The organism is Thermus thalpophilus (assembly GCF_022760915.1).
Classification (GTDB): domain Bacteria; phylum Deinococcota; class Deinococci; order Deinococcales; family Thermaceae; genus Thermus; species Thermus thalpophilus.
Map to the genome: position 1 here is coordinate 15,889 of NZ_JAKTNS010000026.1, position 20,801 is coordinate 36,689.

At 69.1% G+C, this 20,801-nt stretch carries 17 protein-coding genes; 14 read left to right on the forward strand and 3 right to left on the reverse strand.

Annotated elements, in window-relative coordinates:
• Positions 1-116: 116 nt before the first annotated feature.
• Genes L0D17_RS09380 through carH form a run of 3 tightly spaced genes read right to left on the reverse strand, consistent with a single transcriptional unit; the run spans position 117 to position 2,418 of the window.
• Complete coding sequence (locus L0D17_RS09380; RefSeq protein WP_243094901.1) at positions 117-995, reverse strand: complex I NDUFA9 subunit family protein; 879 nt, start codon at positions 993-995, stop codon at positions 117-119.
• The gene (gene ldrP, locus L0D17_RS09385) at positions 995-1,582 is read right to left on the reverse strand and encodes a transcriptional regulator LdrP (RefSeq protein ID WP_243094902.1); all 588 of its coding nucleotides are present in this window, start codon (positions 1,580-1,582) and stop codon (positions 995-997) included. The genes L0D17_RS09380 and ldrP overlap by 1 nt, the downstream gene beginning before the upstream one ends.
• Positions 1,579-2,418 carry an HTH-type transcriptional repressor CarH gene (gene carH / locus L0D17_RS09390; protein ID WP_243094903.1) on the reverse strand — a complete coding sequence of 280 codons (840 nt, stop codon included), beginning with the start codon at positions 2,416-2,418 and terminating at the stop codon, positions 1,579-1,581. The genes ldrP and carH overlap by 4 nt, the downstream gene beginning before the upstream one ends.
• A gap of 123 nt (positions 2,419-2,541) precedes the next feature.
• Here carH and L0D17_RS09395 point away from each other — a divergent pair, with 123 nt between their 5' ends.
• The 14 genes from L0D17_RS09395 to L0D17_RS09460 all read left to right on the forward strand — a co-directional run bounded on the left by L0D17_RS09395 (position 2,542) and on the right by L0D17_RS09460 (position 20,793).
• On the forward strand, positions 2,542-3,372 hold the full coding sequence (locus L0D17_RS09395; protein WP_243094904.1) for a phytoene/squalene synthase family protein: 831 nt from the start codon (positions 2,542-2,544) through the stop codon (positions 3,370-3,372).
• A complete protein-coding gene (gene phr, locus L0D17_RS09400) occupies positions 3,372-4,628 on the forward strand; it encodes a deoxyribodipyrimidine photo-lyase (RefSeq protein ID WP_243094905.1) in 1,257 nt (418 codons plus the stop codon). The genes L0D17_RS09395 and phr overlap by 1 nt, the downstream gene beginning before the upstream one ends.
• Before the next feature lie 53 nt (positions 4,629-4,681).
• Entirely contained in the window at positions 4,682-5,845 is a 1,164-nt protein-coding gene (locus L0D17_RS09405; protein ID WP_243094906.1) for a cytochrome P450, read from the forward strand.
• Positions 5,842-6,540, forward strand: a complete 699-nt coding sequence (locus L0D17_RS09410) for a lycopene cyclase domain-containing protein (protein ID WP_243094907.1) — start codon at positions 5,842-5,844, stop codon at positions 6,538-6,540. The genes L0D17_RS09405 and L0D17_RS09410 overlap by 4 nt, the downstream gene beginning before the upstream one ends.
• Entirely contained in the window at positions 6,537-7,199 is a 663-nt protein-coding gene (locus L0D17_RS09415) for a lysophospholipid acyltransferase family protein (protein WP_423247952.1), read from the forward strand. The genes L0D17_RS09410 and L0D17_RS09415 overlap by 4 nt, the downstream gene beginning before the upstream one ends.
• Entirely contained in the window at positions 7,196-8,221 is a 1,026-nt protein-coding gene (locus L0D17_RS09420; protein WP_243094908.1) for a glycosyltransferase family 2 protein, read from the forward strand. The genes L0D17_RS09415 and L0D17_RS09420 overlap by 4 nt, the downstream gene beginning before the upstream one ends.
• A 28-nt stretch (positions 8,222-8,249) precedes the next feature.
• On the forward strand, positions 8,250-8,534 hold the full coding sequence (locus L0D17_RS09425) for an AbrB/MazE/SpoVT family DNA-binding domain-containing protein (protein WP_243094909.1): 285 nt from the start codon (positions 8,250-8,252) through the stop codon (positions 8,532-8,534).
• Between the two features lie 13 nt (positions 8,535-8,547).
• Positions 8,548-8,775 (forward strand): hypothetical protein, encoded by a 228-nt coding sequence (locus tag L0D17_RS09430; RefSeq protein ID WP_243094910.1) that lies wholly within the window; start codon positions 8,548-8,550, stop codon positions 8,773-8,775.
• 44 nt (positions 8,776-8,819) lie between these two features.
• Positions 8,820-10,388: a phytoene desaturase family protein gene (gene crtI / locus L0D17_RS09435; RefSeq protein ID WP_243094911.1), complete on the forward strand. Its 1,569-nt coding sequence runs from the start codon at positions 8,820-8,822 to the stop codon at positions 10,386-10,388.
• Positions 10,385-11,383 (forward strand): type 2 isopentenyl-diphosphate Delta-isomerase, encoded by a 999-nt coding sequence (gene fni / locus L0D17_RS09440; RefSeq protein ID WP_243094912.1) that lies wholly within the window; start codon positions 10,385-10,387, stop codon positions 11,381-11,383. Before crtI ends, fni begins: the two co-directional genes overlap by 4 nt.
• 87 nt (positions 11,384-11,470) lie before the next feature.
• Positions 11,471-11,959 carry a hypothetical protein gene (locus L0D17_RS09445; RefSeq protein ID WP_243094913.1) on the forward strand — a complete coding sequence of 163 codons (489 nt, stop codon included), beginning with the start codon at positions 11,471-11,473 and terminating at the stop codon, positions 11,957-11,959.
• Positions 11,960-11,971: 12 nt separating this feature from the next.
• Positions 11,972-14,662, forward strand: coding sequence for a hypothetical protein (locus L0D17_RS09450; protein WP_243094914.1), 2,691 nt, complete (start codon positions 11,972-11,974; stop codon positions 14,660-14,662).
• A 99-nt stretch (positions 14,663-14,761) separates the two neighbouring features.
• The gene (locus L0D17_RS13620; protein WP_279231701.1) at positions 14,762-17,449 is read left to right on the forward strand and encodes a DUF7927 domain-containing protein; all 2,688 of its coding nucleotides are present in this window, start codon (positions 14,762-14,764) and stop codon (positions 17,447-17,449) included.
• Entirely contained in the window at positions 17,446-20,793 is a 3,348-nt protein-coding gene (locus tag L0D17_RS09460; RefSeq protein WP_243094915.1) for a hypothetical protein, read from the forward strand. The genes L0D17_RS13620 and L0D17_RS09460 overlap by 4 nt, the downstream gene beginning before the upstream one ends.
• The last annotated feature ends 8 nt before the right edge of the window (positions 20,794-20,801 follow it).

Consider the following 20,801-nt stretch of genomic DNA (forward strand, 5'->3'; position numbering starts at 1 on the left):
GAAGGGGCGGCGAGCCCCCACGCCCCGGTGCCGACCCTCGGCCCGGTCCTCGGGGCTTTGCCCCCCGCGGCGCTCCACCGACTCCAGGCTCGTGGAGCCCCGTTAGGCCCACGAAGCTAAGGCCCTTTCTGGGAACAAGACACGTACTTGGGCAGGACCTCCTCCAAGGGCGTCAGGATCGGCAAGAGGGACCCTAGCACCTCAGCTAGGGGTGCGGTGTTTCCCTCCTTGAGCATGAGGTACTGGTCACGGGTGATGGGGGCGAAGGGGAAGGGGGAAAGGAGGGGCACCAGAAGGTCCATGAGGGGCAAAGGGATGGGCAGGAAAGGCTTCTTGCGGCCCACGGTGCGCATGACGAGCGCCAGGAGCTCCCGGAAGGTGTACTCCTTGGGCCCCACCAGGTCATAAGCGCCGAAAAGGCCCCGCTCCAGTGCCAGGGCGAAGGCGTCCGCCACGTCCCCCACGTACACCGGGCGGAAGGGAAAGCGCCCGTCCCCGATGAGGGGCACGAAGGGCAAGGGAGCGCACGCCAAGCCCCGGAGGATTTTCCCGAAAAACTCGTCCCCGGGGCCAAAGATGAGGCTCGGGCGGAAGATGGTCCACTTTAGGCCGCTTTGCCGCACCAGCTCCTCCCCTTCCGCCTTGGTTTCGTAATAGCGGCTCCCCGTGCCCTTCCGCGCCCCCAGGGCGGACATGTGGAGAAGCCGTTCCACCCCCGCCTCCCGCATGGCCAGGAGGAGGTTTTTCACCCCCTCCACGTGCACCGCCCGGAAGCTCTGGCCCCGTTCCCGGATGATGCCCGCCAGGTAGATGGCGGCCTCCGCCCCCTTCACGTCGGGCACCTCCCGGGTGATGTCCCCCTGCACGAAGACGGCTCCTTGGGGAAGGTGACGGGGGCTTCGGGCCAGGACGATGGGGGTATGCCCCCCCTGGAGGAGGCGGTCCACCACGTGCCGCCCCACGAACCCCGTGCCGCCGACGACGAAGACCCGCATCAGGCGGCTTCCAGAGCGCTCTGAGCCTCGGCCTCGAGGCCCTCCAGGTCCAGAAGGTACACCTTGCGGTAGGCCGTGGCGATGAGCCCCTCCCGGCGCATATCGGAAAGGAGCTTGGACACGGACTCCCGGGTGGAGGCGGTGGCGTCGGCGATCTCCTCGTGGGACACGGTCACGTAAATCCCCCCTTCGTCGCGGAAGGAGGCGGGGGTGTCCGCCAGGAAGAGGAGGTAGCGGGCGATCCGGGAGCGGAGCTCCCCCGTCTGCAAGTGGGTTTCATAGGCCAGAACCCGCCGCATCTGCCGGGCCAGGTTGCGGGCCACCTGGCGCAGGGCCTCGTGGTCCATGCGCCTTGGGTCAAAGCCCTGCACCACCGCCTCGGTCATGGCCTCGGCGGCGTAGCGGTGGCGCTTGCCCTCGAGGGCCTCCTCCCCAAAGTAGTCCCCGGGAAGAACGTGCCTGAGGGTCAGGGTGCGGCCATCGGGGAGGAGCTCCACGATGCGCACCAGACCCGACTCCAAGCGATACAGGCTGTGGGCGGGGTCCCCCGCCAGGTAGACGATCTCCTTGCGTCCCATCCGTTTCATGCTGCCTCCTCCCAAAACACCTGGGGAAGCCCCCCCAGGTCCTCCACATAAAGGGCTCCAAGCCGCTTGGCCTCCTCCGCCGTGGCCCCCGCCCCGCCCAGGGCCACCCGGGGGGCGACCCCAGCCAGGGCCCCGTCGGGAAGCGCCCGGAGGCTTTCCAAAAGGAGGGCCGAGAGCACCACCCCCCGGGCCCCCAGGGCCTGGGCCAAGGCCTTGAGGTCGGGAAGGGGGGTGTCGGGGCCCAGGTAGAGGGCGGGAAGCCCCTGGCGGCGCAAGAGGTAGGCGGCCATCATGGCCCCGATCTCGTGCCGCTCCCCCGGGGGGGTGGTGACGAGGATGGGGGCGCCTTGGGGGTAGCCCGCAAGGTCCAAAAGCTCCTGGAGCCTAGCCCGGAGGAAGGTGGAGGCCAGGTGCTCCTGGGCCACGGACACCTCCCCCCGGTGCCAGGCCTCGCCGATCCCCCGCAAGACGGGCACAAGCACCTCCCGCACCACTCCCTCGGGGCCCAGTAGGCGCACCCCCCGGCGGAAAAGGGCCTCCGCTTGGGGAAGGTCGGCGGCGAGGAGCGCCGCCCTCACGGCCTCCGCCAAGGCCTCGGGGCGGGCGCCTTCGGCCAGGACGCGGCGGATGGCGGCCTGAGGGGTGGCCCCCTCCTCCAGGAGGCGGCGGATGCGCTTGAGGGCCTCCACCTCATCCTCGCGGTAGAGCCGGTGCCCCCCCGGGGTGCGCTCAGGCCGGGGAAAGCCGTAGCGGCGCTCCCACTGGCGCAGGACGTGGGCGGAAAGGCCGGTGATGGCCTCCACCTCGGCGATGGTGTACGCCCCGCTTCGGGTCATGCCTTCAAGGTAAAGGTTTGTCTAGGTTTTGTCAAGTATATGTACCACTTGGGAGCAGACTCGGAAGTGTGGCCGGGACAAAAGTCCCACGCCCGTTCTAATCTAGGATGCGGAAGACCTCGTATGGAGCCCGATTGGAAATGCCTAGCAAGGCTGGTACGCTCCCACTCCGCCACCTTTTACCTGGGAAGCCTCCTCTTTCCCAAGGCGGAAAGACAGGGAGCCTGGGCCGTCTACGCCGCCTGCCGCCTGGGGGACGAGGCGGTGGACGGGCCCGGGGGCGGCTGGGAGGCCCTTTCCGCCTGGTGGGAAGGGGTGGAGCGGGCCTACGCCGGGCGGCCTCTGGCGGAATGGGAGGTGGGCTTGGCCTGGGCCCTGGAGCGCTGGGCCATCCCCCTTGAGGCATTCGCCCATATGAAGGAGGGCTTCCTCACCGATTTGGGCCCGGTGCGCCTCAAGACGGAGGCGGAGCTCCTCCGCTACTGCTACCAGGTGGGGGGCACCGTGGGGCGGATGATGGCGGCGGTGGCCGGAGGGGAAGGGGCGGAAGGGGAGGCCATCGCCCTGGGGCAGGCCATGCAGCTCACCAACATCCTGCGGGACGTGGGGGAGGACCTGGGGCGGAACCGGGTCTACCTGCCCGAGGCCCTCCTGGCGCGGTACGGGGTATGCCTGGAAGACCTCCGCGCCGGGAGGATCACCCCGGGCTACCGGGACCTCATGGCCCACCTCGAGGCCCAGGCCCGCGCCCTCTACCGGACGGGTCTCAAGGGCCTCCCCAGGCTCCGCGTGGGCAGGGCGGCCATCGCCTTGGCCGCCCTCCAGTACCAGGGGATCCTGGACAAGCTCAAGCGCATGGGCTACCAAAACCTGTCGCGGCGGGCCCACCTGAAGCCCTGGGAAAGGCTCTGGCTTCTCCCGGAGGCCTACCGCCTGGCCCGGACGGGGGAGTGATGCGCCTGGTCTGGCACCGGGGCGACCTTCGCCTCCACGACCACCCCGCCCTCCTCGAGGCCTTGGGGGAAGGACCCGTGGTGGGCCTCGTGGTCCTGGACCCCAACAACCTCAAGACCACCCCAAGGCGGCGGGCCTGGTTCCTGGAAAACGTCCGGGCCTTGCGGGAGGCTTACCGCAGGCGGGGTGGGGCGCTTTGGGTGTTAGAAGGCCTCCCTTGGGAGAAGGTGCCCGAGGCGGCGAGGCGCCTTGGGGCCAAGGCGGTCTACGCCCTAAAGGGCTACACCCCCTATGGCCGCCACCGGGACGAGCGGGTGCGGGAGGCCTTGGAGGTCCCCCTCCACCTCCTTCCCGCTTCCTACCTCATCCCCCCTGACCTCCCCAAGGCCTACCGGGTCTACACCCCCTTCCGGCGGAACCTCCAGGACCTCTCCCCTCCCCTACCCGCCCCCGAGGCCCTGCCGCAGGCCCCGGAGGAGGGGGAAATCCCCCAGGAAACCTCCGACGTCCCCCTCCCCCCTCCCGGGGAGGAGGCGGCCTTGGCTAGGCTTTCCGCCTTCCTAGAGGAGAAGCTTCCCCGCTACGCCGAGGCGCGGGACCGCCTGGACGGGGAGGGGGGCTCGAGGCTCTCCCCCTACTTCACCCTGGGGGTCCTCTCCCCCCGCCTGGCCGCCTGGGAGGCCTTGAAGCGGGGCGGGAAGGGGGCCCTTAAGTGGGTGGACGAGCTCATCTGGCGCGACTTTTCCCACCACCTCCTCCACCACTTCCCCTGGATGCGGGAAAGGCCCCTGGACCCCCGGTGGGAGGCCCTGCCCTGGAACGAGGACGAGGCCCTCTTCCAGGCCTGGCTGGAAGGGCGCACGGGGGTCCCCCTGGTGGACGCCGCCATGCGGGAGCTTAGGGCCACGGGCTTCCTCTCCAACCGGGCGCGGATGTGCGTGGCCCAGTTCGCCGTGAAGTACCTCCTCCTCCCCTGGCGGAAGGCGGAGGCCGCCTTCAAGGCCCTCCTCCTGGATGGGGACACGGCGCAAAACCTCCAAGGTTGGCAGTGGGCCGGGGGGCTTGGGGTGGACGCCGCCCCCTACTTCCGGGTCTTCAACCTCGTGGAGCAGGGTAAGCGGCACGACCCCGGGGGCGCCTGGCTTCGCCGATACGCCCCCGAGTACCCCTCCTACGAGCCCATGGACCCCGTGGTGGACCTGGAAGAGGCGAGGCGGCGGTATCTGGCCTTGGCCGAAGACCTCGTCAAAAGGTAACCTGGACTACTTTCGCCCCGGGATCCTGGAAACCGCTCGGGTATCCTTTAGCCATGACCGCCACCTTGGACCTTCGGCAGGCCCTCCCCAACCTGAGGCGCCTGCGGGACGACCCCTTGGAAACCCTCCTCGCCTGGGGCCGGGCGCACCCCCGCCTCCGGCTTCCCCTCCCTGGCCTTCCCCTCCTCCTGGTCTTTGACCCCAAGGGGGTGGAGGGGGTTCTTTTGGGCGCGGAGAGCAAGGCCACCTTCCAGTACCAAGAGCTTGCCCGCCTCACGGGAAAAGGCCTCCTCACGGACTTCGGCCCTTCCTGGAAGGAGGCGCGGAAGGCCCTCAAGGACCCCTTCTTGCCGAAAAGCGTCCTGGCCTACGCCCCGCTTTGGCAAGAAGAAGCGGAGGGCTTCTTCGCCCCATGGCGGGCGGGGGAGGTGCGGGACCTGGCGCGGGAGATGCTCCGCCTCTCCTTACGCTTCCTGGGCCGGGCCCTATGGGGCAAGCCCCTTCCCGAGGGCCTGGCGGAGCTCGCCCTAAAGGCCTTGGAGCGGGCGGTGCAGCGGATGCAAAACCCCTTCAGCCGGCTCAACCTCCTGGCGGAAGGGGCCTTCCAACGCTGGAAGCGGGCCTTGGAGCGGGAGGCGGCGGGCCTCGTCCACACCCCTCCCCTCGCCCACCTTCCCCGGGAAAGGGCCTTGGCGGAGGCCAAAACCCTCCTCATCGCCGGGCACGAGACCACGGGAAGCGCCCTCACCTGGGCTCTTTACCTCCTCTCCCAGCGCCCGGAGCACCAGGAACGGGTGGCCAAGGACCCCGCCTTCGCCCGGGCCGCCTTCCACGAGGCCCTAAGGCTCTACCCCCCCGCCTGGCTCCTCACCCGCAAGGCGGAAGGCCCCTTGGACCTACCGGGAGAACGGGTGGCGGCGGGCACCACCTTGGTCCTTTCCCCCTACGTCACCCACCGCCTGGCCTTCCCCCAGGGGGAAGCCTTCCTTCCGGAGCGCTTCCTGGAAGGCCCCGCCATCCCAAGCGGCCGCTACTTTCCCTTTGGCGTTGGGCGAAGGCTCTGCCTGGGGCGGGACTTCGCCCTCCTGGAGGGGGAGGTGGCCCTCACGGCCTTCTTCCGCAGGTTCCGCCTAAACCCCTTGCCCGAGCCCGGGGTCCACGCCGGGGTGACCCTCTGGCCCAAGGGGGGGCTTCCCGCCCGCCTGGAGGCGGCATGACCTACTTGGATTTTCACCTCCTCTTCCTCCTCCCGCCCCTCCTCCTGCTCCTCCTTTGGGCCAGGCCCAGGCCGCCCAGGCTTTGGGCCTACCTCCTCATGCCCCTCATCGCCCTCCTTTACACCACCCCCTGGGACAACTACCTGGTCTGGCGGGGGGTGTGGGGCTACCCCGAGGGGCGGGTCCTCCTTCGGATCGGGTACGTGCCCCTGGAGGAGTACCTCTTCTTCCTCCTGCAACCCCTCCTCACCGGGGCCTTCCTCCTCCTCGTGGCGGGGCCTCCCCCGGCCCCGGGGCCTGGGGTCCTTCGGGTGGTGGGCGGGGGGGTCTTCCTCCTCTTCTCAGCGGCGGGCGTCCTCCTCCTGGCCCTTGGGGGGAAAGGGCTCTACCTGGGGCTCATCCTGGCCTACTTCGCCCCTGTCTTCCTCCTGCAGTGGGCCTATGGGGGGGATCTCCTTTGGGCCTGGCGGCGGGCCCTCCTCCTCGGGGTGGCGCTTCCCACCCTTTACCTCTGGCTCGCCGACCTCTACGCCATCCGGGCGGGGATCTGGTGGATCGCCCCAGAGTACACCCTGGGCCCCAGGGCCTTCGGGCTACCCTTGGAGGAGATGGCCTTCTTCCTGGCCACCAACCTGGCGGTGGTGCAGGGCCTGCTTTTGGCCTGGCACCCGGAGGCCCTAAGGCGGCTAAGATGATGGACCCCGAGCGCCCCTTGGCCAGGCTCCTCAAGCTCTTCGTGGAGGGCTTCCTCCTCCTGAGCCTCAAGGGAAGCCTCCGGGGGGTGTACCTGAAGGGGGAACCCCCCCAGGAGCCCCTGGTCCTGGCCCTGAACCACCACAGCTTCTTTGACGGGCACCTGGTCTGGCTCCTGGGGCGGCGCGCCCGGAGGCCCACAAGCCTTTTGGTGGCGGAGGAGAACCTTCAGGCCTTCCCCGTCCTTTCCCTGGCGGGGGCCCTGCCCACAGGCCGGGTGCGGGAGGCCCTAAGGCGCCTTAGGCGGGGGGAGTGGGTGGCGGTCTTTCCCGAGGGGGAGCTGCGCTACCCCGGGGCCCTGGGGCCCTTGAGGCCGGGGGCCCTTTGGCTCGCCCAAAGAGCCGGGGTGAGGGTCCTCCCCGTGGCCACCCGGGTGGCCCTAAGGGGGTTTGAGCACCCGGAGGCTTTTCTCCTCGTGGGCCCACCCCTTTCCCCCGAGGAGGACCTCAGGGCCCACCTGGAAGGGCTTTTGGCGGAGCTGGACCAGACCCTTGCGGAAACCCACCCCCGGGACCTTCCTCCGGGCTTCCGGGAGGTCCTAAAGGGAAGGCGGAGCCTGGAGGAAAGGGTCCGGCCCCTGGTGGAGGCCCTCAGGCGATGACGGGGGACTTCTTCTTCGGGGTCTTCCTCTTCCTCCTCCTCCGCTGGCTCGCCCTCTTCTATAACCTTTTGGCCTTCCCCCGGCTTGCGCCAAGGCCCACCCCCAAGGGGCCCACCGCCTCCCTCCTCGTCCCCGCCCGAAACGAGGCGGAAAACCTAAGGCGCACCCTCCCAACCCTCCTCCGGCAAGGGGCCCTCGAGGTGCTGGTGCTGGACGATGGCTCCTCGGACGGCACCGCCCGGGTTGCCCTGGATCTGGGCGGGGACCACCCGGGCTTCCGCCTCCTCGAGGGGAAGCCTCTGCCCCCGGGCTGGACGGGGAAAAACTGGGCCTGCTGGCAACTGGCCCAGGCGGCCCGGGGGGAGGTGTTGGTCTTCACCGACGCCGACGTGGCCTGGGGCGAGGGGGCCCTGGGGGGGCTCCTTTGGGCCTTAGAGGGCAAGGACCTGGTTTCCGTCCTCCCCCGGCAGGAGGTGGCAGGCCCCCTCCTCGCCCCCGTTCCCTTCGTCATGGGAGGGCTTTTCTCCTTTCTGCCGTATCCCTTCCTAAAGGCCCTCCGGGTGGCCAACGGCCAGGTCCTGGCCTTCCGCCGGGAGGCCTACTTCGCCCTCGGGGGGCACGAGGCGGTGCGGGGCGAGGTGCTGGAGGATGTGGCCCTGGCCCGGCGGGCGGGGCGCTACGGGCTTTACTTGGCGCCTAGGCTTTTCGCCGCCCGCATGTACCGGGGCTACGGGGAGATGCTGGAGGGGTTTGGGAAAAACTTCCTGGAGATCCACCTGAAGAACCCAGCCATCCTCCTGGGCTCCTGGTTCTACCACCTGGCCCTCTACACCCTCCCCTGGGCCTTCGGGCGCTGGGAGCTTGGCCTCATGGGCCTTTTGGAACGGGCCCTGGTGCAACGGGCCACGGGGGGGCCCCTCTGGCCCGCCCTCCTGGTACCCTCGGCGCCCCTTCTCCTCCTGCCCGTCTACCTCCGCGCCCTCCTGCCGGGGAAGCGGTGGAAGGGGCGGGCCTTGCCCTAGGAAGGCCGCCTCTTGCTACCATGAAACCATGGCCCTCATCGCTCGGATCTCCTCCAAAGGCCAGGCCACGATACCCAAGAGGGCGCGGCAGGCCTTGGGCCTGAAGCCGGGGGATCTACACCTCACGGAGTTGGAGGCGGACGGTTCCCTTCGCTTGCGCCAGGTTGCCCCTTCGGACCTAGCTTACCTGAAGTCCCTGGAGGCCACCTTCAGCGAGTGGGCCAGCCTCGAGGACGAGGAAGCGTACCGTGACCTTGGAACGCCACACGGTGGCCCGGGTCCCCTTTCCGTTTACCGATCAGAGGGGGGTTAAACACCCGCCGGCCTTGGTGTTGTCCCAACCCGGGTGGCTACCCAACGCCTCGGGCATGGCCATGATCGCCAGCAAGCGCCACGCCCCGTGGCCCCTGGACTGGCCCGTCCAAGACCTACAAGCCGCCGGTCTACCGGTTCCCTCGGTGGTTCGCTTCAAGCTCATCACCCTGGACCACAGCCTGGCGGCGGAGGATGCCCCTCAGGTGGAGCCACGCCTGCCCCGCCTCCTCGGCCTGTAGCCCGCCCCGCAATCCCGCCCCTCCCATAGGGTAATCTCCATTCCATGCGCGTCCTTGTCATCGGAAGCGGGGTGGGAGGCCTCGCCTGCGCCATCCGCCTCGCCGCCATGGGCCTTCAGGTTCTGGTCTTGGAGAAGCTGGACGGGCCCGGGGGCAGGGCCCGGGTGCACCGGGCGGAGGGCTTCACCTTTGACATGGGCCCCACGGTGATCACCGTGCCCCCCTTCCTGGAGGACCTCTTCGCCACGGGGCCCGGCAACCCCCGCCTCTACCCTGACTTCCCCGAGGAGGAGGGGCTTAAGGCTACGGCGCGGTACGTGAAGCTGGTCCCCCTGGACCCCTTCTACCGCATCCACTTCCCCGACGGCACCCACTTTGACTACAAGGACGACCGGGAGCACCTCCTCTCGGAGATCCGCCGCCTCGCCCCCGAGGACCTGCCGGGCTACCTCCGCTTTGAAGCGGACGCCAAGGCCATCTTCCGCCGCGGCTTCCTAGAGCTCGGCTTCACCCACTTCGGAAGTTTATTGGACCTCCTCCGGGTGGCCCCGGACCTCCTGCGGTTGGACGCCGTGCGGCCCCTTTTCTCCTTCGTCAAGAAGTACTTCAAAAACCCCAAGATGCGGCGGGTTTTCTCCTTTGAAAGCCTCCTCATCGGGGGAAACCCCCTAGCGGTGCCCGCCATCTACGCCATGATCCACTTCGTGGAGCGCACCTGGGGGGTGCACTTCGCCCTGGGGGGGACGGGGGCCTTGGTCCAGGGGATGGTGCGGAAGCTGGAGGAGCTTGGGGGGAAGATCCGCTACCGGGCTCCCGTGCGTCGCATCCTCACCCGGAAGGGAAGGGCCGTGGGCGTGGTCCTGGAGGACGGGGAGCGGATTGACGCCGATCTCGTGGTCTCCAACGCCGACTACGTCCACACCTACGGCGAGCTCCTGGCCCCGGAGGACCGCCGCCTCCACGGGGACTGGCGCCTCAAGCGCACCCGGCTTTCCATGAGCCTCTTCGTGGCCTACTTCGGCTTCCGCGCCCGGGGAGACGAGGGAGAAAGGCTCAAGCACCACAACGTCCTCCTTTCCGAGCGCTACGAGGGGCTTCTTCTGGACATCTTCGCTCGCAAGGTCCTCCCCGAGGACTTCGCCCACTACCTCCACCTCCCCACCCTCACCGACCCCTCCTTGGCCCCGCCCGGGCACCACGCCGCCTACACCCTGGTCCCCGTGCCCCACAACGGGAGCGGCCTGGACTGGCGGGTCCTGGGGCCCATGTACCTGGAGAAAGCCCTCCGGTACCTGGACGAAAGGGGCTTCCTCCCGGGCCTCGTGGACCGGCTGGTCTACACCCACTACATCACCCCCGACTACTTCCAATGGACGCTGAACAGCCACCTAGGCAACGCCTTCGGCCCCGAGCCCGTGCTTTGGCAGACGGCGAGCTTTAGGCCCCATAACCGCTCGGAGGACGTGAAGGGCCTTTACCTGGTGGGCCAGAGCTACCAGCCCGGGGCCGGACTTCCCAGCGTCCTCATGTCCGCCAAGATGACGGCGAGGCTCATCGCCCACGACCTGGGCCTGGAAAGGGCCCCCAAGGGGCTTCGGGAGGCTTGGGTGTGAGCACCCTGGAGAGGAAGCGGAAGCACCTCGAGGCCTGCTTGGAAGGAGACGTGGCCTACCAAAGGACCACCACGGGCCTGGAGCGCTTCCGCCTCCGCTACCAGGCCCTGGCGGGGCTGGCCCTCGCCGAGGTGGACCTCACCACGCCCTTTCTAGGGAAGAACCTGAAGGCCCCCTTCCTCATCGGGGCCATGACAGGGGGCGAGGCCCTCGGGAGGCGCATCAACCTCGCCCTGGCGGAGGCGGCGGAGGCCCTGGGGGTGGGGATGATGCTGGGCTCGGGGCGGGTGGTGCTGGAAAAGGAGGAAGCCCTAGGGAGCTTCCAAGTGCGCCGGGTGGCCCCCAAAGCCCTCCTCATCGCCAACCTGGGCCTGGCGCAACTCCGCCGCTACGGCCGAGAGGACCTGGTCCGCCTGGTGGAGCTTTTGGAGGCGGACGCCTTGGCCTTCCACGTGAACCCCCTCCAGGAGGCGGTGCAGAAGGGGGACACGGACTTCAGGGGCCTTTTGGAGCGCCTTGGGGACCTCCTTCCCCTCCCCTTCCCTGTACTGGTGAAGGAGGTGGGGCACGGGCTTTCCCGGGAGGCGGCCTTGGCCCTTAAGGGCCTCCCCTTGGCGGCGGTGGACGTGGCCGGGGCGGGGGGGACGAGCTGGGCCCGGGTGGAGGAGTGGGTGCGCTTTGGGGAGGTGCGCCACCCCGAGCTTTGCGAGATCGGCATCCCCACCGCCCAGGCCATCCTCGAGGTGCGGGAGGTCCTGCCCAATACCCCCCTCATCGCCTCGGGGGGCGTGTACACGGGCACGGATGCGGTGAAGGCCCTCGCCCTGGGGGCGGATCTGGTGGCGGTGGCGAGGCCCCTCCTGAAGCCCGCCCTCGAGGGGCCCGAAGCCGTGTCCGCCTGGATTGGGGACTACCTGGAGGAGATGCGCACCGCCCTTTTCGCCATCGGAGCAAGACAGCCCCGGGAAGCCAGGGGGCGGGTGGAAACCATTTAGAAGCACTCCCCTAAGGACAGGCGGCCTTTGCCTGCCCTTTCACAAGGCTTTCACATGTGGGTCTTACCCTTCCCAACGGGGTGGTATATGCGGCGACCCTGGATCTGGCTCGGTTTCTTGGCTCTTCTAATAGCCCTGGCCCAGGCCCTGAGCCTGGACCTAAAGCCCTACCTGGTACGGGTAGTGGAGGGCAAGGAGGTCTACGAGGAAAACCCCGTGGCGGTGAAGCCCGGGGACGTCCTGGAGTGGCGCCTTGTGGCGGAAAACCGCGCGCAAGGGGCGCTCCGCCAGGTGGCCCTGGTCATCCCTATTCCTAAGGAAACGGCGTACCTGGACGGGAGCGCCAAGCCCCTCAGCCTGAACGGGTCCACCATCCGCCCGGAGTTCAGCTTTGACGGGGGTCGGACCTTCGGGGTTCCGCCCCTCAAGAAGCGGGTCCGGGTGGTGGAAAACGGCAAGGAGGTGGAAAGGGAAGTGGAAGTGAAACCCGAGGAGTACACGCACGTCCGGTGGCTCATCCCCGAGCTGCCCAAGGGAGGCAAGGTCCAGGTGTCCTTGCGCACCATGGTTCGTTAGGGAGGTAGAAGTATGGGAGTACGAGGAAGCGCGCATATCTTGAAGGGCTTGGCCATCGCCCTGGCCCTCGTCCTGAGCCTGGCCTGGGCCATGACCCCGGCGGGGACGGCCATCAGCAACCAGGCCTCCGCCAGCTACATTGACTCCGCCGGCCAGCCCAGGACCACCACGTCCAACCTGGTGACCACCATCGTCCAGCAGGTCTATAGCTTCACCATCGCCCCCAACGGCACGGAAGCCAACCCGGGCCAGACCCGTAGCGGCCTGCCCGGGGCCCAGGTGCTCTTCAACTACACCGTCACCAACACCGGAAACGGCACCGACACCATCAACCTGGCCACCGCCCAGGGCGTAAACGACAACTTTGACCTGACCAACATCCGCATTTACCGGGACGATAACTGCAACGGCAACGTGGACGCCGGGGAAGCCCAGGTGACGGGCGTTACCCTGGCCATGGGGGCCCAGGCCTGCGTGATCGTGGCGGCCACCCTTCCCGTTACCGCTACCAACGGCCAGTACGGGAACCTGAACCTCACGGGTACTTCCCAGGGCAACTCCTCCGTCACCGACACGGATAACTGGGCCCGGGCCACCGCCACCACCGCCGCCGCCCTCAGCGCCTTCAAGTCCGCCTCCCCGAGCGGGAACGTGGCCCCGGGCGGCACCATCACCTACACCATCTCCGGGAGCAACACGGGCGGGAGCGCGGCCTACGGCTACGCCGTCACCGTGGACGGGCAAAGCCGGACGGGCATCCTGGTGGAGGACGTGATCCCCGCGGGCCTTGTGGTCAGCGCCATGCCCACGGGCTCCGCCGGGGCCGGCACCGTGCGCTACGTGTACCACAACGGCACGAACAACACGTCTTGGGTCACCCTCACGTCCAGCATGCTTCCCCTCACGGGCGACGGCGCCAAGAAGATCGGCATGCTCATCGAGGGCACAGGGGCCTTCTTCCCTCAAGGGGCGCAGTACAGCTTCAGCTTCGTTGCCCAGGTGCCGCAGAACGCCCCCGCTGGGGCCACCTACAGCAACACCGCCAGGGTGACCTTTGACGCCAACGGGGACGGTGACGCCGCCGATCCCGGGGAGAGCGTGAGCACGAACAGCACCAGCAACACCGTGGGGGCCACCTATAACGTGGCGGTGGGGCCCTACGGCTACCCTGAGGGCAACGCCACGGGCACGTACCAAGCGGGCGCCTACACCGTGACCCGGAGCAACGACACCCAGTCCATCGCCTCCGCCTCTAGCGGCACCACCGTCATCTTCCGCCACACCCTGAAGAACACGGGGAACACCCAGGACAGCTTCAACCTGAGCTTCTCCGGCGCCCCGCAAGGCTGGGCGTGCCAGCTGGTGGCGGACGACCTCACCACCCCCATCAACGGCCCCGTGGGACCGCTTGGCGCGGGTGGCACCTACAACTTCGCCGTGAAGTGCAGCATCCCCGCCAGCTACACCTCCACCAACCCCGTGACGCTCACCGTCACCGCCACCAGCGTGGGCGACCCCAGCAAGAGCGACCTCACCACGGACACCGTGAACCAGGTGGTCTCCGGTTACGCCGTGGACCTTGCAAAGCAAGGGGCTTCTGGGGACAACGATGCCAACAACGATAACCCGCCCGCCCAAAGCGCCAACCCCGGCCAGACGGTCTATTTCCCCTTGGAGGTCTACAACGCCGGGGCTAACCCCGACGTCTACAACCTCACGGCCAACGTGCCCACGGGCTTCAGCGTCACCTTCTACCCCGACGCCAACTGCGACGGCCAGCCCGATGGCGCTCCCATCACCAACACGAGCCTGCTGAACCCCGGTCAGAAGCAGTGCGTGGTGGCGGCGGTCACCGTGCCCGCCGGCGCGGCTCCTGGAGCGAATAGCGTCTCCTTCACCGCCAAGAGCACCACGCTTGCCAACGTAGCCGACACCGTCACCAGCCAGGTGAACGTTAACCTGGTGGCCCAAGTGACCCTGGACCCCGACCGCTCCGGCACGGTGACGAGCCCGGGCACCATCGTCTACACCCACACCCTCCTCAACAACTCCAACGCCCGCGCTTACTGCGATGTCTCCGGCTCGGGCGGCGCCTACGGCTGGACCTACCAGTACTCCACGGACGGCACCAACTGGTCCCCCAACCTCCAGGATGTGCAAGTGGCCCCCAACGGCGGCACCGCCACCCTCTATGTCCGGGTCATCGTCCCCGCTGGGGAGCCCGTGGGCCGGGTGGACACCAACACCGTCACCGCCCGGTGCGACGTGACCACCGGCCAACCGGACAACACCTACGAGGCCACGGACACCGCCACGGAGACCACCACCATCGTGGGCGGCGAGCTCCGGCTCACCAAGCAGGTGGACAAGACGAGCGCCAAGCCGGGCGAGAACCTGACCTACACCATCGTGGCCGAGAACATCGGCACCGGGAACCTCACCAAGGTGATCGTCTCCGACCCCATTCCCGCCTACACCACCTTCGTCAGCGTGAGCGCGCAGATCACGGGCTTCGCTCAGGGCGCCCAGTTGCTCTACTCCACCGACGGCACCACCTGGAGCGCCACGCCACCCACCTCCGTGCCCACGGGCGGCGCGGTCTACGTGGGCGTGGACACGGACGGGGATAACACCATCACCAACGCCGACGTGATGCCCCCCGCGGCCAAGATCACCATCACCTTGATGGTGACCGTGCAGTAGCCTTTCGGCCCGCCCCGGGAAACCCCGGGGCGGGCCCCTTAAAAACCGAGAGGCAATTTAAGAAGAATTTTCGCAAGGTTTTCACGGGGACCGGGGAGGATGAAGCCGATGGGATGGCGAGGGCAAAGGAGCCAAGGAAGCCTGAGGGGGATGCTCGCCCTACTTCCCCTCCTCACCTCCTTCGCCCTGGCCCTCACCCCGGCGGGCGCGGTGATCCGCAACCAAGCCGCGGCCCAGGTGGGGGAGGCGCGCTACCTCTCCAACGTGGTGGAAACGGTGGTGGCTTCCCTCTGCGTTCCCCTCCTCGGGCCCGACGGCACCCAAGCGGCCCCAGGGCAGGTGGCCCAGGGAAGCCCCGGGGGCTACGCCTACCTCCCCTACCTCCTCACCAACGGGGGCAACGACCGCTTCACCTTCTCCCTGGGCCACCTCCTCGGTGCCCGGGACTTTTCCCCGGAAGAGGTCCTCATCTTCCCGGACCCCAACGGGGACGGCATCCCCGACGGCAATCCCATCACCGAAGCCACCTTGGGCATGGGGGAAAGCCTCCGCCTGGTCCTTCGGGTTAAGCTCCCTTTGAGCGCCAGCGGTGGCCTCCTCCTCACCCCCCTCGCCCGTTGCCCCGGCGGGGAGGAGGACCGGGAGAACTGGACAAGGGTGCGGGCCGCCTCCGGCCCTGCCCTGCACGTAGAAAAGAGCATGACCCCCACCGCCCTCCCGGGGGAGGAGGTGACGGTAAGCCTCCGGGTACTCAACCTGGGCGATGTGGAGGCCCTGAACGTGACGCTGGAAGACCTTCCCCTCCCCTTCCCCTTCGTGCCCGGCTCCGCCAGCGCCCGGAAGGGCGAGATCGCCTACTTTGACGGCGCCAGCTGGGGGGCCACCGAACCCCCTGCCGTGCGGGGGGTGCGGCTAAGCCTGGCGCGCCTCCTCCCAGGGGAAGAGGCCCTTCTCACCTTCCGCCTCCGGGTATCCGAGGGCACACCCCCCGGCGAGGTGGAAAACCGGGCGGTGGCCCGAGGGGATGGAGGCCCGGCGGAGGGCAGGGCCGTGACCCGGGTGCTTCCCCTCTTCAGGCACCACCTGGGGCCCCAGGGCAACCCCCGGGCCCTACCCGGCGGGGAGGGCTCGGCGGACGACCGCCAGGCGGAAAGGGCCTTGGCGGGGCAGCCCGTCTGCTTCCGCCACACCCTAGAAAACGCCGGCACCGCCCAAGACGCCTACTCCCTGCGGGTGGAGGAAGTGCCCGCGGGGGTAAGCGTCTGGCTGGAGGACCTGGAGGGAACGCCCCTGGCCAACCCCTTGGTCCTCGAGGCGGGGGCGCAAAAGGACTTCCAGGTCTGCTACCTGGCCCAAGACGCCCGCACCTTCACCGCCAGCGTGGTGGCCCGCTCCCAGGCCTCGGGGGCGGAAAATGCCACGTGGGACACCCTAGAGGTGGCGCCGCGGGGCGCCCTAACGCTCCAGAAGGAAGCGGACCCCCCCCCCGGCACCACCCTGCGCCCCGGGCAGGAGGTCACCTACACCCTTAAGGTGCAAAACGCCTTCGCCCCCCTCGCCCAGGTGGTGGTGGAGGACGCCCTGAGCCCCCACCTGGAGTTCCTGGAGGCTTCCCACGGGGGAGCGTACGACCCCGCGGGCCACAAGGTGGTGTGGCGCCTTGATGCCCTGCCCCTTGGGGAAACCCTCCTAACCCTACGGGTGCGGGTGCGGCCGGATGCCCCGGACGACGCCCTGGTGGAAAACACCTTCCTCCTTAGGGCAAAGGAGGTGCCCAACCCCGTGGGGTCCAACCCCGTGCGCCACCCCGTCTTCGGCGTGAACCTCCTCCTGCGGAAGGAGGTGGGCCCAAAGGAAGCCCGCATCGGCGACCTCCTCACCTACCGCCTCATCCTGGAAAACCCCTCCCCCGCCCCCCTCACCGCGCGCCTGGTGGACACCCCGCCCCCCGGCACCCGCTATGAGCCCGGCACCGCCTTCCTGGGCTGCGGCGAGAAAGCCCCCCAAGAGCCCCAGGTGGTGGAGGGCAAGCTGGTGTGGGAAGGGCTTTCCCTGCCCGCCAAGGGGCGGGTCTGCCTGGAGTACCGCCTGAGGGTGCTGCCCGGGGCCCCGCGGGAGCTCGTGAACACCGCAGAAGCCTTGGGTGTGAGCGGCCAGGGAGCGGTGACGGCGAGCGGCAAGGCCCAAGCCGTGGCGCAGCTGGACCTTGGGCCCTTCGCCCTGGGGGGGGTCCTCCTGGGCCGGGTCTTCCTGGACCTGGACGATGACGGGGTCTTTAGCCCAGGGGACATCCCCCTCCCCGAGGCTAGGGTGCTCCTCGCCAATGGCCTCCAGGCCCTCACCGACGCGGCGGGGCGCTACGCCTTCCGCGACCTTTCGGGCCTCCACCAGGTGATGCTGGACCCGGCCTCCGCCCCCTTCCCCCCCCGGGCCATGCCGGAGAACCTGGGGGAGGGGTACCGCAAGCGGGCCCTGGTCCAGGGGGCCACGGTGGTGGACTTCCCCCTCCGCCCCCCCAAGGGCTCCGTGCGGGTGGAGCGCGCCACCACCCTGCGCATGGGACCCTTGGTGGTGGAAAAAAGGCTCCTTCGCCTCGGGGACAAGTGGCTGGTGGAGCTCCGCCTGCGGAGCGCCGAGCCCCTACCCGAGTTCACCCTCACCGATCCCCTGCCGCAAGGAGGAGCTAAGGTGTTCGCCTACCCGGAGTTCCAGGGCGAGGAAACCCTGACCTACGAGGTGGGAGAGGCCCAACTCACCGACCCCGAGGTGCGCTGGAGGTACCCATGAAGCGCTTGTGGACCTTTTTTCTCCTTTCCTTTGCCTTTGCCCAAGGCGTGGAGCTCAAGGCCACCCTGGTGGGAACCGGCCTGGAATGGGAGCTGGACCGCCTCGAGGCCTGGCTCCTCCCTCAAGGGGAGGAGGGGCGGATTGCCCTCTTTTCCCCCGGCTTTGACCCCGAGGACTACCGGAGCGCCCTAAAGGGCAAGCCCGAGCTGGGGGACGAGCGCTATGACGGGGGCAAGGGGGAAGTGAGGGCGGTCTACGAGCTTTACCGGGGGGACACGCTCCTGCGCCGGGCCGTCTTTGGGGTGGAGCCCCACCGGGAGGTGGAGTTCTTCCGGGGCAAGCTGGAGAAGGGGGAGGTCTACCGCCTGGTGGCCCGGTTTGAGGGCCTGGGGAAAAACGCCTTCGTCCTCCGAGCGGAAGGGTTCTCCGTGCGGCTTGACCCTAGGATGCAGGTGGTGGACGTGAGGACCCAGGGACCGGGCCTTACCCTGCGCCAGCTTCCCGGGGAGCGGGGGCGCTTCGTGGAGGCCTTCGCCCTAGAGGCCGCTAAAGAACTCCTTCCCCTCCCCGTGCGCTTCTACGACGAGGACGGCCCCGAGGAGCTCCTTTCCCGGGTCCTCCTCCCCAACGGCCAGGTGGAGGAGCGGCCCGTTTCCGGGGACCGGGCTTGGGCCGAGTACACCCTGCGCCTCCCCGGCGTCACCCGCTTCCTCTTCGCCCAGCCCCCCACGGCCAAGCAGTACTCCAACACCTTCGCCTTCCAGGTGAAGGCGTGCCTGGCCCTGGCCGAAGACCGCTTCCAAGCGGTGCCGCCGGGCCCCAGGGAGGTGCGGGTGGTGGACGAGGGGGGAAACCCTCTGGACCTTAAACCCACCCTCACCGAAGAAGGCCTCGCCCTCCTGGAGCTTCCCCAAGGCTACCGCCTCCTGGAGGCGCAGGGGGAAGGAGCGGTGGTGGTGGAGGGAAACCGGGCCCGCTTCGGCTGCCCTGGGGGCAGGGTGACCTTTGTGGTGCGGGCGCCGGAGGCGAGGCTGAGGGTCCGGGTCCTCCTGGACCTCCCCGGGGATAGGCCCGGGGAAGGGACCCTCCTCCTCGCAGGCGAGGCCAAGCAGGTGGCGGGGGAAGCCCTGTTTGCCTTGAAGCCCGGCACCTACCCCCTCGCCTTCCAGGTGGAGGGGGCCGAGGCCACGGGGCCCAGGGAAGTGGGTCTCCTCCCCGGGGAGGAAAAGGAAGTGGTCTTCCGGGTTAGGCCAAGGGTAACCCTCACCCTCACCCCCGAAACCCAGCGCCACCCCGAAGGGGAGGCGGCGAGGCTTCTCCTAAGGGCCACCACCCCTTACCCTGGCCTCATCCCGGCGGAGCTTTCCCTGGACCTTCCCCCGGAGCTCGAGCCCCTCTCCCCCACCCGCCTCACCGGGCCCCTCTCCAAGGACAGGCCCTTGGAGCTTCCCCTGGAGCTCAAGGGGCCTAGGGGAAGCTACCAGGTGAAAGGCCGCCTCCTTCCCTTCGGCTTGGAGCGCTCGGCCCGGGTGGACTTCTTCCGCCCCGCCGCCTTCACCCTCGCCAAGGAAGCCCTCACCCCAAGGGTGGCCAAGGGGGAGGAGGCCCGATTCCGCCTCACCGTGGTGAACCAAGGGGACGAGCCCGGCCGCGTGCGCCTAAGGGACCTGGGGGGGGCGGGCCTCGAGGGCCCCGGCCTGGACCAGGAGGTCTACCTGGAGCCCCGCCAAGGGCGGAGCTACGAGGTGGCCTTCCGCGCGGTGGGCGAGGGGGTCTTGGTGAACCGGGCGGAGCTCCTTAAGGGCGAAGAGGTCCTGGCCCGGGCCGAGGCGGGGGTCGAGGTCCTTTTGCCCAAACCCACGCTCACCCGCGAGCTACCCTTCCGCCGCTACCTCCCGGGCGAGGTGGTGGAACACCGCCTGGTGGTGGAAAACCATGGGGAAGCCCCCTTGCGCTACACCCTGGAGGACGCCTGCCCCGACTTCCTGGAGCCGGCGGAGGCCCGCTTTGAGGGCACCTTGGCCCCCGGAGGGCGGCGGGTTCACGCCTACCGGGCCCGGGTGCGCTTCGGGGAGGAACGGGAGGGCACCTGCCAGGCCACCCTGCGCCACGAGGGGGGCACCTTGCGGGCGGAAACCCCCCTGGCCCGCGTCCTCCTGAAGCTCACCAAGGAGGCCCTAGCCCCCCGGGTCCTGGAGGGCACGGAGGCGGTCTTCCTCCTCCGGGTGGAAAACCCGGCGGACCACCCGGTTCGCGTCCGCCTCCTGGACACGCCCCCCAAGGGGCTCGCCATGAAGGGCCTGGACTGGGAAGGGGAGCTCGGGCCGGGGGAGGTGAAGGCCTTCACCCTGAAGGCCGAGGGCGTCCCCCCTGGGGCCCACGTGAACCGGGCGAGCGCCTTCCTCGGGGACACCCCCGCCGCCTTCCCCGCCGAGGCCAGCGTGGTGGCCCTTCCCCTCCTGACCCCGGAAAGGCTTTCCGAGGTGCGCCTCCCCTTCCGAGTAGAAGGGGAAGGGGAAGGGCTCCTCTTGGCCTTCCCCTTGCCCGAGGGGGCGGAGTACGTTCCCGGTAGCGCCAGGCTCCAGGAAGGGGAAAGGACCCTTCCCCTGGAAGACCCCCTCACGGACGGGAAGGCCCTTTACTGGCGGCTTCCCCTCCTAAAGGAGGGGGAGGTGCGCTTCAGCCTGCGCCACGAGCGGGCCCTGCCCCCCTTGGCCGAGCCCGCCCTCACCCTCCTCGCCGGGGGGCGGGAGGTGTACCTGAAGGGCAAGGCCACCCTGGAGGACTACCGGAAGGCCAAGCCCCTAGTGGCGGAGCGGCGGGGCGTCATCCGCGAGCCTAGGGAGGGCGAGGTCTTCCGCGACCGGGAGGCCATCCGGGTGGTGCTGGAAGCCCCCCTGGGCTCCCTCACCCTCAAGGTGAACGGCCAGCCCATCGGCCAAGACCGCCTGGGCAAGGCGGAGCTGGACGAGGGGCGGGGCTGGCAGCGCCTGGAGTACTACGGGGTGCCCCTGGCGGTGGGGCGGAACGTCTTGGAGGTGGAAGGGGTGGCCCAGGACCGCCTCGAGGTCTTCCGGGCCGGAAACCCCACGCGCCTGCGGCTTTCCCTCCTGGAGGCCAAGGCGGACGGGCGCACCCCCATCCGGGTGCTGGTGGAGGCCCTGGACGAAAACGGCATCGCCACGGGCTTTGGGCCCGTCACCCTCGAGGCGGACCTGGAGCCCTTAAACCCCGACGCCTTCTTGGAGATCTCGGGCTACCAGGTCCTCCTCAAGGACGGCCGGGCGGAGGTCCTCCTTAGAGGCTGTCGTAAAAGTCCTCCACGGCCAGCTACGCGGCCCTAGCCAGCCGC